Below are 14152 nucleotides of genomic sequence, written 5' to 3'. Positions count from 1 at the left end.
GGCAGGGAACATCCGCCCGCGCGCGCAGTTGAACGCCAAGCAACACAGGATGGGAGACGAGCAATGCCCGCGAAATCCAAGTCCCAGCAGAAGGCCGCCGGCGCGGCCCTGTCGGCGAAACGGGGCGACACCAAGAAAAGCGATCTGAAGGGCGCATCGAGGGGCATGGCGGACTCGATGAGCGAGAAACAGCTCGAGGAGTTGGCCTCCACCTCCCGCAAGGGCAAACCGGACCACGTGTCCAAGTCGAAATCCTAGGAGGGCATCCCGATGGTTCTGAAAGACCGGCGCTTCTTCGGGGCCCGCGCCGAGCGCCGGGCACCCCGCTCCCCCGCCTCCGAACTCGAGGCACAGGTGGCCTCCGCCCTTGCCGAGGACGGCGAGGTCGATGCCTCCGACGTTGCCGTCACCGCCACCGGCGACGAGATCACCCTGTCCGGCACGGTCACGCGGATCGAGGAAATCGGGCGATGCTCGCGGATCGCGCTGCGGGTGGACGGCGTTGGCAGCGTTCGCAACGTCATCGGCGTCTGGGGCTCGAAGATGCAGCCCCCGCGGAGGACCCGCTGGGGCATTTCATTTGCCCTCGACCGCGAGACGGCTTCATCGGTTTGTTTTTTCACGCAATTCCGGGCGGAAAACCGGTGCCCGCTTTTCCTGGAATTGCCGAAATCCCTTGGCGCAATTCCGGACGGAAAACCGGTTCCCACTTTTCCTGGAATTGCCGAAATCCCCTGGCGCAATTCCGGGCGGAAAACCGGTGCCCACTTTTCCTGGAATTGCTTAGTCGGGGCTTCTGTGCAAGGACTCGTCCGGCAGGACCGGCGAAGACGGCGGATAGTCCGGCTGCTGGGTTGTGGCGGGGTCCTGCGCCGGTTCGTCCGGCGCCAGCGCGATCTCGCGATAGAGATCGACGCCCCACCAGTAGACCAGCGCCAGCAGCAGCGAGACCACCAGCAGGATCAGGATGCGGGGCGATCCCGTGCCCTGTCTTGCCTTGCCGGGAGGCAGTTCGACCGGTTCGTCCCTGGTGTCCCGTTTGTCGTTCATCCTGCGTCCTTCCCATGAAAATTGGCGGCAAGATCGTCGCGGCGACCCCTGCGGGCCGCGCGGTCCCAAGGCCAATCCGGATCCCAGCAAGGACAGGACGGTCAGGACGACGCCGATCAGCCCGACGAGCGATGCTGGTCGGGCTCCGTCGTGAAAGGGCCGTGCTCCGTCAGGATGTCTCGCCATCCGGGTTTCGCCCTCCACGTCCCTCCAACCCGCACGCGCCGCGATGGTTCCCGGTGCCGGCGATTTTTCCGGACGCCGGTCGGAACCTCGGCGCGCGCCGCGGGTTCGGGGAGAAACGCGAAAGGAGAGACCCATGGGCACGTGCCACCAATGCGGCAACGACTACGACAAGGCCTTCGAGGTGACGATGGCGGGCTCGACCTATGTCTTCGACAGCTTCGAATGCGCCATCCAGGCGCTGGCGCCGTCCTGCCCCCATTGCGGCTGCAGGGTGATCGGCCACGGCGTCGAGGCGGGCGGCACCATCTATTGCTGTGCCCATTGCGCCGCCCGGGAAGGCGCGACGCAGCTCGCCGACCGGGCGCCCTGACATGGCGCCCGACATGGCCGACCCACGGGGCCCGCAGCCCATTGCGGCACGGCCTGCTCCGCCGATGACGGGGCCTGCGCCGCCACGATTTGCGAGCGCCCGCGAGGACGAGGCCATGAGCAGACTGGTGGTCGTCTCCAACCGGGTCGCCAACCTGCGCAGCGCCAACCACGCGGGGGGCCTCGCCGTCGGGCTGGCCGACACGCTGAAGCAGCGCGAGGGCATCTGGTTCGGCTGGAACGGCGCCGCCGACGGGGTGACCGGCGGCGAAGCGCAGGTCGAAAGGGTCGGCCGCGCCGAGCAGGTGACCGTTCCCCTCTCGCGCGAGGACATCGCCAATTACTATCTCGGCTATGCCAACAGCGTGCTGTGGCCACTGTTCCACTACCGGCTCGACCTCGTCGACTATCGGCCGGCGTTTTTCGAAAGCTACCAGCGGGTCAACGAGACCTTCGCGCGGCAGCTCGCGCCGCTGCTCAAGGCCGACGACCTCGTCTGGGTGCACGACTATCACCTGATCCCGCTCGCCCGGTGCCTGCGCAAGCTCGGCTGCCGCCAGCGGATCGGCTTCTTCCTCCACATTCCCTTTCCTCCGCCCGACATTCTCGTCGCCTCGCCCAATCATGCGGAGCTGGTCGACGCCTTGCTGGACTATGATGTCGTCGGCTTCCAGACCCACACCGACGCGGGCAATCTCAAGGCCTATCTCGGCGAGCGCCTGTCGGCGGTGCAGCTCGGCGACACCCGCTTCCAGGTCGGCGGCCGCAACGTCACGATCGACCGCTTCCCGATCGGCATCGACGCGAGCGGCTTCGCGGCCATGACCCGGCAGGCCGACGACGAGGTGCAGATCGACCTGATGCGCCGGCGGGTGCTGGGTCGGCGCCAGATCATCGGCGTCGACCGGCTCGACTATTCCAAGGGCCTGCCCGAGCGGCTGAAGGCCTTCGACCGGCTGATGGCGCAGCACCCGGAGCTGGAGAAATCGGTGACCTATCTCCAGGTCGCCCCGCCCACCCGCGAGGAGGTCGGCGCCTATGGCGACATCCGCGCCGAGCTGGAGGCGCTGGTCGGGGCGATCAACGGCCGGCTCGCCGACTTCAACTGGACACCGATCCGCTACATCCACCGCAGCGTCGACCGCAGCAAGCTGGCACCCCTGATGCGCGGCAGCCAGGTCGGCTTCGTCACCCCCTTGCGCGACGGCATGAACCTCGTCGCCAAGGAATATGTCGCGGCGCAGGATCCGGAAGACCCCGGCGTCCTCGTCCTGTCGCGCTTCGCCGGCGCCGCCGAGGAGATGGACGAGGCGCTGCTGGTCAACCCCTATGACATCGACGAGATGGCCCGAAGTCTCCACCGCGCCCTGACCATGCCGCTGGCCGAACGGCGGCAGCGCCATGCGGCCCTGCTGGAGCAGGTTTTGCGGCACGATTCGAAAGCCTGGCTCGACGCCTTCCTGAGCGCGCTCGCGCACCGGCGCTAAACCGCCGGGCCCCAGGGAACAGACGCACCGCCCGCGTGTTGGGCCTTCAAGGAGGCGACGCGCCATGTGGAACAGGCTTCAGGGTCTCATGAACGAACTTCTGCCCGGCTGGGCACGGAGCCGGGCGCTGCGGCGCCGACGTACCTCTCCACGCCCCCCGATAAAGGGCGAGGTCGTTCCGCCTCCGACCGACCGGCCCCCGGTCGATCGCAACGCGCCACCAACAGGAGGAGGCAATGCCTGACGAACGAAGACCAGACCGCCGATCTCGCCCTTCGAAAGGCATGAACCGCATCTCGCGCTTTGTTCTCGTCAACCTGGCGACAGGCATGCTGGTCGGGGTGCTGGTCGGCGCCGCCTATCTGCACTGGATCGGCGATGTCGGCCTGCTGTTTCGCGAGCCGCTCGCAGCGGCGATGCTGCTGTGGAGCTTTGCCGCCAGCACCGGCATGGGAGCGGTGGGAACGGGACTGGCCCTGCTCGGCGACGAATGATCCGGGACCTGTCGCCGGCTCCGTCAGTGGACCAGCCCCGCCTCCTTGCAGTGTTGCAGCGTCAGCTCCGCAAGACGGCCAAGACATCGCGGGGTCCCTCACTTCTCTTCCAGATAGCGGCGCATGTCCTCCACCTGCGAGGCCGAGACCGGCCCCGCCTTCCGCTCGCCAGCATGGCGCAGATAGGTGAGAAGATCGGCGACCTGCCGGTCGGTCAGCTTCCAGGCGAAGGGAGGCATGGCGAGCTGGCTCGGGGCGGCCCTGGTCGCCTCCGCCCGGGCGCCGCCAAGGATGATGCGGATGGCGGTGGAGGGGTCCTCGGCCGCGATCTTGTTGGAGCTGCCGAGCGGCGCGAAGATATAGGGCACCCCCGCCCGATCGGCCGCATGACATGCGGCGCAATTGTCGAAATAGATCGCCGCGCCGATCTCCAGCCGCGCCTGGTCGGGTGCCTCCGGCGCCTCTCGCGACCGGTCGTCGAGGCTCTTCAGATAGACCGCCATCGCCCGCAGGTCCTCCTCCGCCAGGTGCTGGGTCGACAGCCCGACGACCTCGCCCATGCGCTGCATCGGCGCGGTATGGCGGGCGCGACCGTCGCGCAGGAAGCGCACGATGTCCTCCACCTCCCAGTCGGCGATGCCGCCGTTCAAGCCCCCGCGAATGTTGGGCGCGAACCAGTTCTCCAGCGTGCCGCCCCTCAGATATTCGTCGTCCTTGTCCGCCCCCAGCACGTTCTTGCCGGTGTGGCAGGCGCCGCAATGGGCAAGGGCATCGACGAGATAGCGGCCGCGGTTCCACTCCTGCGGACGGTCCGGATCGACCGCGAATTCGCGCTGCTCGAAGAACAGCATCTTCCAGCCGGCGAGCGTCTGGCGAAGGGTCAGCGGAAACGGCAACTCGTTTTCGGGCCGCTCGTTCCTCACCGGCTCGAGGGTGAAGAGATAGTCGTAGATCGCATCGGCATCCGCGCGCGAGATCAAGGTGAAATGGGTATAGGGCATCGCCGGGTAGAGATGCTCGCCGTCGCGGCCGACGCCCTCGTTGAGGGCGCGGTAGAACTCGTCGCGCGACCAGCGGCCGATGCCCGTGGTCTCGTCCGGCGTCAGGTTCGCCGAATAGATGACGCCGAACGGCGTCTCCAGGCCGCGGCCGCCGGCATAGGCTTCGCCGTCCTCCTCGATATTGGTGTGGCAGGCCATGCAATCGGCGGCGGTCGCCAGATAGCGGCCGCGCTCCACCTGCGAGAAGGCGAGTTCCTGCGCCGGCGCGGGCGGGACGGCAACAAGGCCGAGCCCGCCGGCGAGCGTGCTCGCCAGCAGCATGTCGCGCAGCCGTCTCATGTCCGCACCAAGGGTCCCGGATCGGGGAGATAGCGGCTGACGATGGCCTCGGCCGACCAGTAGGCCAGCGCCGCCACGGTTGCGGTCGGGTTGTATCCGGCGTTCTGCGGAAACAGCCCGGCGCCGCTGACGAACAGGTTCGGCAGGTCCCAGCTCTGGCAATAGCGATTGACGACGCTCGTCGCCGGATCGGTCCCCATGATGGTGCCTCCCGTGTTGTGCGTGGTCTGATACGGCATCGTGTCGTAGGAGCCGCGGCGGGCATTGACCTTGATCTCGCGCCCGCCCATGCCGCGGGCGATCTCCTCGGCAACCGGCGTCAGATGCGCGGTCAGCCGGCGGTCGTTGAGCGTGAAATCGTAGGTCATGCGCAGCAGCGGCCGTCCCCGCGCATCCGTATAGGTCGGATCGAGATCGAGATGGTTGCCGCGATGCGCCATGGAGGCGCCATGCACCCCGACATCGGCCGTCTTCAGGAAGTTCTCGCGCACCGCCCGCTTCCAGCGCGAGCCCCAGTTCGGCACGCCGTCGGGCACCGGATGGCTCTCGATCGGGCGGGCATTGGTGGTGTTGCAGGCGATGTAGCCGCCACCGATGAAGCCGAGGCCGGAATGGTCGAAATTGTCGCCGTTGTAGTCGTCGATCGCCATGCCGAGCGCGCCGGCTCCGACGAAGCCGTTGGTGTGCTCCTCCTCGAAGAAGACGGTGACCGACGACATCACCTGATAGCAGTAGTTCTTGCCGACGACGCCCTCGCCGCTGCGCGGATCGTACGGCGTGCCGATCTCCGACAGCAGCAGAAGCCGCGTGTTCTGCAGGGGATAGGCACACAGGACGACGATCTCGGCGGGCTGGAAGATCACCTCGCCGCTGGTGTCGACATAGGTGACGCCGGAGGCGCGCGAGCCGTCGGCCGTCTTCTCCACCGACAGCACTTCCGAGTTGGTGCGCAGGGAGAAGTTCGCCCGCTGCATCAGGGCGGGAAGGATGGTGGTCTGGGGCGAGGCCTTGGAGTAGTTGCCGCAGCCGTATTTCTCGCAGTAGCCGCAATAGGTGCAAGGGGCGAGCTGCATGCCGAGCGGATTGACATAGGCGCGCGACATGTTCGCCGACGGCACCGGAAACGGGCTCAGGCCGAGCTGCCGCGCCGCCTCGCCGAACCGGTCCTGCGAGAAGGTCATCTGCATCGGCGGGTTCGGATAGTGATCGCTGCGCGGACCCTCGAAGGGATTGCCGCCGGGGAGGATCTCGCCGCGCAGGTTGCCCGCCTGACCACCGATGCCGCAGATCTTGTCGAAATGGTCGAAATGCGGCTCGAGCTCGTCATAGGTGACGCCGTAGTCCTGCACCGTCATGTCCGGTGGCAGGGGGCCGTAGCGCTCTTCGTTGTGGCTGCGGGCGACGAAGTCCGACGGCAGGAAGCGGTAGGTCTGGCCGTTCCAGTGGACGCCGGCGCCGCCGACCCCGTTGCCGGGCAGGAACGAGCCCCAGCGCCGCATCGGCAGCGCCGTCTGGGCGCTGTTGTTGCGGAACGTCAGCGTCTCCTGCGAGGCCTCCTGGAACATGGCGTGACGCCAGTAGTAGCGCAGCTCGTCCTGGGCGAAGGTGGTGGCGAAATCGCTGTGGGTGTCGCGCCAGGGTCCGCGTTCGAGCGCCAGCACCTCAAGCCCCGCGGCCGTCAGCTTTTCGGCATACATCGCGCCGGTCCAGCCGAAGCCGATCAGCACCACATCGACGCGTGGACGTTGCTTGGTCATGGGTCTCCCTCTGCCGGGCGCGCATCTACGGACCGGACCAGCCGGGCCGCCCCGAAAGGCCGACCGGTTCCAGCACGATGGCCGCCCCGTTGTGGTTGATGAAATCGCGGTAGTCGTAGCGGGTGCCCGGGAAGCCGACATAGCGCCAGCCGACCATGTCGCGGTTGCCGCCATAGATCGGATCGGCGAAGAAGCCCTCGATCGCGTTTTCAAGGATGAGGTCGAAGAACGTCTTCGCCGACACGCGATCGAACTCGATCTCCTCGCCCTCCAGGCCGGCGAGGATGGCGTCCTGCGCGTCCGCGCCGAGATCCGCGAAGGGCGCGCCATGCTCCGCCCGGCAGTAGGCATCGAGCTCCGCCAGCGCCAGGCGGTAGAGCATCGCCGGCGGGTGCTCGCTCTGATAGCCTTGCGTCGAGGTTCCCTCGCCGAAGGGGCCCTTCATGTACCAGTTCTGGCCGCGGCCGTAGAAGCCGGCCAGTTGCCGGTCGATGAAGGTGACGACATCGGCTTCCGCCGCCCCGGCCCCGTCCTCGTCGCTGGGAATGAGGCGGGCGCAGATGGCCGCCACAGTCGCGTGCTCGGCGGGGGTGAGAAAGCGCTCGTCGCCGGTTCCATGGTGGGGAACGTCTCCCGACATCGGTGCCCAGGGCATGCCTTCGCCATGACCGTATTCCCGCCCCAGAACGCGCGGCGCGGCAAGGGCGGTGCCCGCCAGCAGCAAAAGCCTCACCGCCTGGCGTCGTGTGAAGGACGTCACGTCTCGTCTCCCGGTTTCCCCCCACCCAACCCGCGAAAGCGCGGCGTGTTCCATTCCGGCCCGGCTGCGGCCGCGATCCGGAGGCCGCGGCGAACAGGGGGCGCTGTCCGCCGCGGCCTAATATGGCTGCGCGATGATCTGAAGCGCGGTGTCAGCGCCGGCCGACGCCCGACCAGAACTCATCCACCGGTCCGCGATCGGCCTGCATGTTGTCAGGGCTTCGGAACCGGTCCGGATCGATGGTCGGCGCCCGCTCGAGCTCTTCCTGGCTGACATTCAGCACGATCGTCTCCAGCCCCGGCGTCGCGTTCAACTGCTCCCAGGGGACCGCGACATATTCCTCGCCGAGACCGAGGAAGCCGCCGCGCGCCACCAGCACATAGGAGACGGCGCCCGATGCGGGATCGAGGATCACGTCATGCACGCTGCCGAGGTTCTCGTCCTGGATGTTGCGCACGTCGGTGCCGGTGATGTCGTCGATGCGGTAGGACCGCATGCCTTCCGCCTGATCGATCGGCTGCGCCAGAGCCAGTTGCTCCTGGCGCCAGTCGGTGACCTGCGCCGGATCGACGCCGGCCGAGGTCAACTGCTGCGTATAGTCCTGATAGACGGCATCCAACTGCCCGGCGACATAGTCGCAGCCTTCCTGCTCGCCGCGCTGGGCCAGGATGTGGGCGGCGAAATAGAGCGTGCGGATCTGCTCGCGCGGCGAATAGGCGCCCTCGACCGCCCCGCGCGGATCGCCCGCCAACGGTACGCCCTCGCCGGTCGGGGCGACCGAGGTTTCGGCTCCCGGCCGTGCCGCGCCGTCGGGCGCCGTGGTCGGGGTTCCCATCGGCCGCGTGCCGTAGCCGGCGCCCCAGCCGGTCAGCCAGAACTGGTCCTGCCGCATCCGGTCGGTCGCCTGTTGCAGACGCGCCTGGCACTGGGCGGAGGCCTGCTGGTTGGTCTGCGGATTGGTCTGCTGGGCGGCCGGCTGGCCCGTCTGCTGCGCCGAGACGGCGTGCGGAAGCAGCGAAAGCGCGGTCGCGGTCAACAGCACGCCCGCCATCTTCGTTGCATGTCTGGTCATTGGCTACTCCTCAAGTGGGGACAGGCAGCACCGCCGCCTGTCGTGGGGTCCACCCTGCAAACAGCCGACGCCGCCGCATGTTCCGCCCCTCACCCCGCGTCACCGACACGGCGCAACATCCCGCCGCCTGGAACAATCCCGGCGGCCCTGCGTTCGAAGGCGGCATCGCCCAGGGCGGCGAGCACCATCAGAAAGGGAAGTGACATGGCCAGGGAAAAGACCCTCGAAGATCTGTTCCACGACACGCTCAAGGACATCTATTATGCCGAGCGCAAGATCCTGAAGGCGCTGCCCAAGATGCAGCGCGCGGCGCAGTCCGAGGAGCTGAAGAAGGCTTTCGAGATGCATCGCGAGGAGACCGAAGGCCACGTCGAGCGCCTGCAGCAGGTGTTCGAGATCATCGGCAAGGCGCCGCGCGGCAAGACCTGCGACGCCATCGAAGGCATCGTCTCCGAAGGCGAGGAGATCATCGACGAGTTCAAGGGCACGCCCGCGCTCGATGCCGGACTGATTTCCGCGGCCCAGGCGGTCGAGCACTACGAGATCACCCGCTACGGCACGCTCAAGCGCTGGGCGAGCGAGCTCGGGCTCCAGGATGCGGCAAAGCTCCTCGACGAGACCTTGAAGGAAGAGGCCAAGACCGACGAGACCCTGACCAAGCTCGCGGACGCTTCGGCAAACGATCGCGCCAAGGCGGCGTGATCACCGGCACGCTCGGCCCCCGCAACGGCCCTGGTCTGCGGAGCAGGGCCGTTGCGGGACAGCGTCCGGGAACATCCCCATGTCGATCTACCGCCTTTTTCTCCGCCTCCTGATCCTGGCGGCCCTCTGCGGCGCGGCGTTCCTTCTGTACCGGACGCTGGGCCGGTATACGCTCGAGGACATCACCGACGCGGTTCGCGCCATTCCGGCCGGACAGCTCGCCCGCGCCGCCGCCTTTGCCGCCGCCTCCTATCTCTGCCTCACCGGTTTCGACTGGCTGGCCGTGCGCTACGCCGGCAAACCGCTCGCCTGGCGCCGCACCGCGCTGGCCTCCTTCGTCAGCCTCTCCATCGGCCACAATGTCGGCGTCGCCGCCCTGTCCAGCGGCGCGATCCGCTATCGTTTCTATTCGCGCTGGGGATTGCGGGTCGGCGACGTCGCCAAGGTGATCCTGTTCTGCGGCATGACGGTGGGGCTGGGACTGGCGACGCTCGGCGGGATCAGCCTGCTGCTCTATCCGGAGGAGGCGGAGGGGCTGATGGGCATCACCCGGGCCGAACTGCGGGGCATGTCGATCGTCTGCCTGTCGCTGCCGCTTGCCCATGTCGTGCTGTCGGCGACCCTGCGCGGCGACCTGAGGCTCCGTCGCTGGAGCGTGAGGTTCCCGCCGCTGCGGCTGGCCCTGCCGCAGATCGTTGTCGGAACGGCAAACTTCGCCTGCGTGGCGGCCTGTCTTCACCAGTTGCTCGCGGCGATCTCCGAGGCAGCCTATCTGGAAGTCACGGCGATCTACGTCATCGGCAATGTCGCCTCGCTGATCAGCCATGTGCCGGGCGGCCTCGGCGTGCTGGAGGCGACGGTCCTGTATCTTCAGCCGGGGGCGGAGGCGATCGGGGCGCTGATCGTCTTCCGCGTCCTCTATTTTCTCGTGCCGCTGGCTATCGGCCTGCCTGTGCTGCTCATCAGCGAATACGTCCTGCGCCCCTCGCGGGCGCGCGAGAACTGAAGGTCCGGCGCGGCGGCTCGCCGCTCAGGCGGCCTGCTTCGGCTTGCGGATGGCAGGGGCCGCCTCGACCACCAGTGGGTCGAAGCCGGCGCCACCCGCCTCCAGCATGGCGAAGAGCTGGGTGCGCATGCGCGGCTCCCAGAACTTGCTGATGTGGTCGGCGATCCCGGCCACCGCCTCGTCATGCGGGCGGGTGCGGAAAAAGCCGGCGATCTGGTTGGCCATGTAGGTCAGTTTGTCAGGCGACATCTTTCAGGCTTCCCCCGATGATCCTTTGCGGATGCGTGAAGAGTTCGAATTCCTCGCCGCGCGCGATCCCCGCGAGCGTGATGCCGGCGGCGGCGGCCTCGTCGACGGCAAGGGCGGTGGGCGCGGACACCGCGACGAGGATGCCGCAGCCGGCGACCGCCGTCTTCTGCACCAGTTCGATGGAGAGCCGGCTGGTGAGGACGATGGCCCCCGTCGCCATGTCGATCCCGGCCCGCGCCGCCGCGCCGATCAGCTTGTCGAGCGCATTGTGCCGGCCGACATCCTCGCGCACCAGCACCAGCCCGCGCTCGCCCTGCCAGAGGCCGGCCGCATGCACCGCGCGGGTGCGCAGGTTCAGCGCCTGCGCCTTGGCCATCGCCGCGACAGCCCGAGACACCTCGGCCGGCGCGAGCCGAAGCTCGGCGGAAACCGGCGCGATCTCGCGCATCGCCGCCGCAAGGCTCTCGATCCCGCAGAGCCCGCAGCCGACCGGCCCGGCCATCGACCGGCGCCGCTCGCCGAGCCGCTGGCCGGCATCGCCGGCAAGGCGGACCTGCAGGTCGAGGCCGCGGCCGCAATCGACGATCGCGATCTCCTCGACCTCGCTGACCGAGGCGGCGAGCCCTTCCGTGAGCGAGAAGCCGAGGGCGAGATCCTCCAGATCGGCCGGTGTTGCCATCAGCACGGCATGGGACGTGCCGTTGTAGCTGATGGCGACCGCCACCTCCTCCGCAAGCTCCCTGGTGGAGGCGGAGAAACGGCCGTTGCGATAGGCCGTGCCGGAGGCGGGGCGATGGGTGAGCATGGCTCTACTCCGCCGCCTCGATCCGCCGCGACAGGGTCGAGAACTCCTCGTATTTCTCCTGCCAGTCGGTCGGACCGTTGGACGGCATCACCTGCACCGCCGTCACCTTGTATTCCGGGCAGTTGGTCGCCCAGTCGGAATAGTCGGTGGTGATGACGTTGGCCTGCGTCGTCGGGTGGTGGAAGGTGGTGTAGACGACGCCCGGCGACACCCGGTCGGTGATCTGCGCCCGCAAGGCCGTCTCGCCCGAGCGGCTGGCGAGCTTCACCCAGTCGCCGTCCTTGACGCCGCGCGTCTCGGCATCGTGCGGATGGATCTCCAGCACGTCCTCCGCATGCCAGACCACATTGGCGGTGCGCCGGGTCTGCGCGCCGACATTGTATTGCGACAGGATGCGGCCGGTGGTGAGCAGTAGCGGGAAGCGCGGCCCGGTCTTCTCGTCCGTCGCCACATAGTCGGTGCGGATGAACCGTCCCCTGCCCCGCACGAAGCCGTCGACATGCATGATCGGCGAGCCGTCCGGCGTCTTGTCGTTGCACGGCCACTGCACCGAGCCCTTCTTCTCCAGCATCTCGTAGGAGACATTGGCGAAGCTCGGCGTCGTCGCGGCGATCTCGTCCATGATCTGCGAGGGGTGGGTGTAGGACCAGTCGGCGCCCATGGCATTGGCCAGCATCTGGGTCACTTCCCAGTCCGCATAGCCGTTGCGCGGTGCCATCACCTTGCGGACCCGGTTGATCCGGCGTTCCGCATTGGTGAAGGTGCCGTCCTTTTCCAGGAAGGTCGAGCCCGGCAGGAAGACATGGGCGTAGTTTGCGGTCTCGTTGAGGAACAGGTCGTGGACGATGACGCAGTCCATCGCCGCAAGGCCGGCCGAGACATGGCGCGTGTCGGGATCCGACTGCAGGATGTCCTCGCCCTGGCAGTAGAGCCCCTTGAACGTGCCGTCGACCGCCGCATCCAGCATGTTGGGAATGCGCAGGCCCGGCTCGTCGGAAATCTCGACGCCCCACAGCTTTTCGAAGATGTCGCGCACCTCCTGCCCGTTGACATGGCGGTAGCCGGGAAGCTCATGCGGGAACGAGCCCATGTCGCAGGAGCCCTGCACGTTGTTCTGGCCGCGCAGCGGGTTCACGCCGACGCCCGGCCGGCCGATATTGCCGGTCAGCATCGCAAGGTTGGCGATGCCGATGACCGTGGTCGAGCCCTGGCTGTGCTCGGTGACGCCGAGGCCGTAATAGATCGCGCCGTTGCCGCCGCGCGCGTAAAGCCGGGCAGCCTCGCGCAGCTCCTGCGCCGGGACGCCGGTCAGCGCCTCGACGGCTTCCGGGCTGTGCTTGGCGTCGGAGACGAATTCCGCATAGTCCTGGAACTCGTCCCAGTCGCAGCGCTCGCGGATGAAGGTCTCGTCGAACAGGCCTTCGGTGACGATGACATGGGCGAGCGCCGTCACCACGGCGACATTGGTGCCCGGACGCAGCGCCAGGTGATGGGCGGCCTGCACATGCGGCGTCCTCACGAGGTCGATGCGACGCGGGTCGACGACGATGAGCTTTGCCCCCTGGCGCAGCCGCTTCTTCAGCCGCGAGGCGAAGACCGGATGGCCGTCGGTCGGATTGGCGCCGATCACCATCACCACGTCGGCATGCTGGACGCTGTCGAAGTCCTGGGTGCCGGCGGAGGTGCCGAAGGTCTGGCCGAGGCCGTAGCCGGTCGGCGAATGGCAGACGCGGGCGCAGGTGTCGGTGTTGTTGTTGCCGAACACCGCGCGCGCCAGCTTCTGCACCAGATAGGTCTCCTCATTGGTGCAACGCGAGGAGGTGATGACGCCGATGGCGTCCTTGCCGAGCTCGTACTGGATGGCGCGCAGCCGCGTCGCGGCAAAGCCCAGCGCCTCCTCCCACGACACTTCCCGCCAGGGGTCGGTGATCTTGTCGCGGATCATCGGGCTGAGGATGCGGTCCTTGTGCGCGGCATAGCCATAGGCGAAGCGCCCCTTGACGCAGCTATGGCCGCGGTTCGCCTTGCCATCCTTGTAAGGCACCATGCGCACCAGCTCGTCGCCGCGCATCTCCGCCTTGAACGAGCAGCCGACGCCGCAATAGGCGCAGGTCGTGACCACCGAATGCTCCGGCTGGCCGATCTCGATCACCGACTTTTCCTGCAAGGTCGCCGTCGGGCAGGCCTGGACGCAGGCGCCGCAGGAGACGCATTCGGAGGACAGGAAGTCCTCATGCATGCCCGGCGAGACGCGGCTGTCGAAGCCGCGTCCCTCGATGGTCAGCGCGAAAGTGCCCTGCACCTCCTCGCAGGCCCTGACGCAGCGCGAGCAGACGATGCATTTGGACGGGTCATAGGTGAAATACGGGTTGCTCTCGTCCTTCGGCATCCAGCGGGCATTGACCTCGCCCAGCCCATCGCGCGCCTTGACGTGGTTGTCGCCGTCATGGCCGTAGCGCACGTCGCGCAGACCGACGACGCCGGCCATGTCCTGCAGCTCGCAGTCGCCATTGGCGGCGCAGGTCAGGCAGTCGAGCGGATGGTCGGAGATGTAGAGCTCCATCACGCCGCGGCGCAACTGCTTGAGCCGGCCGGTCTGGGTGCGCACCACCATGCCGGGTTCCACCGGCGTCGTGCAGGAGGCCGGCGTGCCGCGCCGCCCCTCGATCTCCACCAGGCACAGCCGGCAGGAGCCGAAGGCGTCGACCATATCGGTGGCGCAGAGCTTGGGGATCTGGATGCCGGTCTCCATCGAGGCCCGCATCACGGATGTGCCTTCCGGCACGGTGACCTCGAAGCCGTCAATGGTCAGCGTGACCGTCTTGTCCGACGTCGAGGCCGGTGTGCCGTAGTCGGTTTCCTTGATCAGGGTCAT

Annotated in this window: 14 protein-coding genes and 1 pseudogene; 7 read left to right on the top strand and 8 right to left on the bottom strand. The window is 67.7% G+C overall.

The genetic code is table 11. From position 1 onward, the window contains the following. The first annotated feature begins 63 nt into the window (after positions 1–63). Together TSB10GB4_RS16955 and TSB10GB4_RS16950 are read left to right on the top strand one after the other, a co-directional pair. Positions 64–258 (top strand): DUF3008 family protein, encoded by a 195-nt coding sequence (locus TSB10GB4_RS16955; RefSeq protein ID WP_186396694.1) that lies wholly within the window; start codon positions 64–66, stop codon positions 256–258. Between the two features lie 12 nt (positions 259–270). After that, a pseudogene (locus TSB10GB4_RS16950) lies at positions 271–513 on the top strand (BON domain-containing protein); the annotation flags it as partial. A gap of 270 nt (positions 514–783) precedes the next feature. Here TSB10GB4_RS16950 and TSB10GB4_RS16945 read toward each other — a convergent pair. After that, positions 784–1050 (bottom strand): hypothetical protein, encoded by a 267-nt coding sequence (locus TSB10GB4_RS16945; protein WP_186396856.1) that lies wholly within the window; start codon positions 1048–1050, stop codon positions 784–786. A gap of 319 nt (positions 1051–1369) precedes the next feature. On the opposite strand from TSB10GB4_RS16945, the gene TSB10GB4_RS16940 reads away from it, so the two are divergent. The 3 genes from TSB10GB4_RS16940 (at position 1370) to TSB10GB4_RS16930 (ending at position 3586) form a co-directional block, all read left to right on the top strand. Beyond that, positions 1370–1606, top strand: a complete 237-nt coding sequence (locus TSB10GB4_RS16940) for a hypothetical protein (RefSeq protein WP_186388204.1) — start codon at positions 1370–1372, stop codon at positions 1604–1606. 115 nt (positions 1607–1721) lie between these two features. Next, on the top strand, positions 1722–3092 hold the full coding sequence (locus TSB10GB4_RS16935; protein ID WP_186396693.1) for a trehalose-6-phosphate synthase: 1371 nt from the start codon (positions 1722–1724) through the stop codon (positions 3090–3092). Positions 3093–3328: 236 nt separating this feature from the next. After that, positions 3329–3586: a hypothetical protein gene (locus TSB10GB4_RS16930; protein ID WP_208984850.1), complete on the top strand. Its 258-nt coding sequence runs from the start codon at positions 3329–3331 to the stop codon at positions 3584–3586. A gap of 98 nt (positions 3587–3684) precedes the next feature. On the opposite strand, the gene TSB10GB4_RS16925 is transcribed toward TSB10GB4_RS16930, so the two are convergent. The 4 genes from TSB10GB4_RS16925 to TSB10GB4_RS16910 form a co-directional block, all read right to left on the bottom strand. Further along, on the bottom strand, positions 3685–4926 hold the full coding sequence (locus TSB10GB4_RS16925) for a cytochrome c (protein WP_186396691.1): 1242 nt from the start codon (positions 4924–4926) through the stop codon (positions 3685–3687). After that, positions 4923–6683, bottom strand: a complete 1761-nt coding sequence (locus tag TSB10GB4_RS16920) for a GMC family oxidoreductase (RefSeq protein WP_186396690.1) — start codon at positions 6681–6683, stop codon at positions 4923–4925. Before TSB10GB4_RS16920 ends, TSB10GB4_RS16925 begins: the two co-directional genes overlap by 4 nt. A 25-nt stretch (positions 6684–6708) precedes the next feature. Beyond that, positions 6709–7443, bottom strand: a complete 735-nt coding sequence (locus TSB10GB4_RS16915; protein ID WP_186396689.1) for a gluconate 2-dehydrogenase subunit 3 family protein — start codon at positions 7441–7443, stop codon at positions 6709–6711. A gap of 151 nt (positions 7444–7594) precedes the next feature. Further along, positions 7595–8515, bottom strand: a complete 921-nt coding sequence (locus TSB10GB4_RS16910) for a PRC-barrel domain-containing protein (protein ID WP_186396688.1) — start codon at positions 8513–8515, stop codon at positions 7595–7597. A 204-nt stretch (positions 8516–8719) separates the two neighbouring features. Here TSB10GB4_RS16910 and TSB10GB4_RS16905 point away from each other — a divergent pair, with 204 nt between their 5' ends. After that, positions 8720–9217, top strand: coding sequence for a ferritin-like domain-containing protein (locus tag TSB10GB4_RS16905; RefSeq protein WP_186388211.1), 498 nt, complete (start codon positions 8720–8722; stop codon positions 9215–9217). A gap of 79 nt (positions 9218–9296) precedes the next feature. Next, on the top strand, positions 9297–10223 hold the full coding sequence (locus TSB10GB4_RS16900) for a lysylphosphatidylglycerol synthase domain-containing protein (RefSeq protein WP_186396687.1): 927 nt from the start codon (positions 9297–9299) through the stop codon (positions 10221–10223). A gap of 24 nt (positions 10224–10247) precedes the next feature. Here the strand turns inward: TSB10GB4_RS16900 and TSB10GB4_RS16895 are convergent, their stop codons facing one another. Genes TSB10GB4_RS16895 through fdhF form a run of 3 tightly spaced genes read right to left on the bottom strand, consistent with a single transcriptional unit; the run spans position 10248 to position 14152 of the window. Further along, positions 10248–10472 (bottom strand): formate dehydrogenase subunit delta, encoded by a 225-nt coding sequence (locus tag TSB10GB4_RS16895; RefSeq protein WP_186396686.1) that lies wholly within the window; start codon positions 10470–10472, stop codon positions 10248–10250. After that, positions 10462–11277 carry a formate dehydrogenase accessory sulfurtransferase FdhD gene (gene fdhD, locus TSB10GB4_RS16890; protein WP_186396685.1) on the bottom strand — a complete coding sequence of 272 codons (816 nt, stop codon included), beginning with the start codon at positions 11275–11277 and terminating at the stop codon, positions 10462–10464. Before fdhD ends, TSB10GB4_RS16895 begins: the two co-directional genes overlap by 11 nt. 4 nt (positions 11278–11281) lie before the next feature. Then, complete coding sequence (fdhF, locus tag TSB10GB4_RS16885) at positions 11282–14152, bottom strand: formate dehydrogenase subunit alpha (protein ID WP_186396684.1); 2871 nt, start codon at positions 14150–14152, stop codon at positions 11282–11284.

The organism is Stappia sp. TSB10GB4 (genome assembly GCF_900185745.1).
Taxonomy (GTDB): Bacteria; Pseudomonadota; Alphaproteobacteria; order Rhizobiales; family Stappiaceae; genus Stappia.
The sequence above is the reverse complement of the archived record's forward strand: the minus strand, read 5'-3'. Positions and strand labels throughout refer to the sequence as shown.

Bases quoted from the DNA above. Each gene is read 5' to 3' on its own strand.
- TSB10GB4_RS16955 (WP_186396694.1), top strand. From the start codon at position 64: ATGCCCGCGAAATCCAAGTCCCAGCAGAAGGCCGCCGGCGCGGCCCTG.
- TSB10GB4_RS16945 (WP_186396856.1), bottom strand. From the start codon at position 1,050: ATGAACGACAAACGGGACACCAGGGACGAACCGGTCGAACTGCCTCCC.
- TSB10GB4_RS16940 (WP_186388204.1), top strand. From the start codon at position 1,370: ATGGGCACGTGCCACCAATGCGGCAACGACTACGACAAGGCCTTCGAG.
- TSB10GB4_RS16935 (WP_186396693.1), top strand. From the start codon at position 1,722: ATGAGCAGACTGGTGGTCGTCTCCAACCGGGTCGCCAACCTGCGCAGC.
- TSB10GB4_RS16930 (WP_208984850.1), top strand. From the start codon at position 3,329: ATGCCTGACGAACGAAGACCAGACCGCCGATCTCGCCCTTCGAAAGGC.
- TSB10GB4_RS16925 (WP_186396691.1), bottom strand. From the start codon at position 4,926: ATGAGACGGCTGCGCGACATGCTGCTGGCGAGCACGCTCGCCGGCGGG.
- TSB10GB4_RS16920 (WP_186396690.1), bottom strand. From the start codon at position 6,683: ATGACCAAGCAACGTCCACGCGTCGATGTGGTGCTGATCGGCTTCGGC.
- TSB10GB4_RS16910 (WP_186396688.1), bottom strand. From the start codon at position 8,515: ATGACCAGACATGCAACGAAGATGGCGGGCGTGCTGTTGACCGCGACC.
- TSB10GB4_RS16905 (WP_186388211.1), top strand. From the start codon at position 8,720: ATGGCCAGGGAAAAGACCCTCGAAGATCTGTTCCACGACACGCTCAAG.
- TSB10GB4_RS16900 (WP_186396687.1), top strand. From the start codon at position 9,297: ATGTCGATCTACCGCCTTTTTCTCCGCCTCCTGATCCTGGCGGCCCTC.
- TSB10GB4_RS16895 (WP_186396686.1), bottom strand. From the start codon at position 10,472: ATGTCGCCTGACAAACTGACCTACATGGCCAACCAGATCGCCGGCTTT.
- fdhD (WP_186396685.1), bottom strand. From the start codon at position 11,277: ATGCTCACCCATCGCCCCGCCTCCGGCACGGCCTATCGCAACGGCCGT.
- fdhF (WP_186396684.1), bottom strand. From the start codon at position 14,152: ATGACCCTGATCAAGGAAACCGACTACGGCACACCGGCCTCGACGTCG.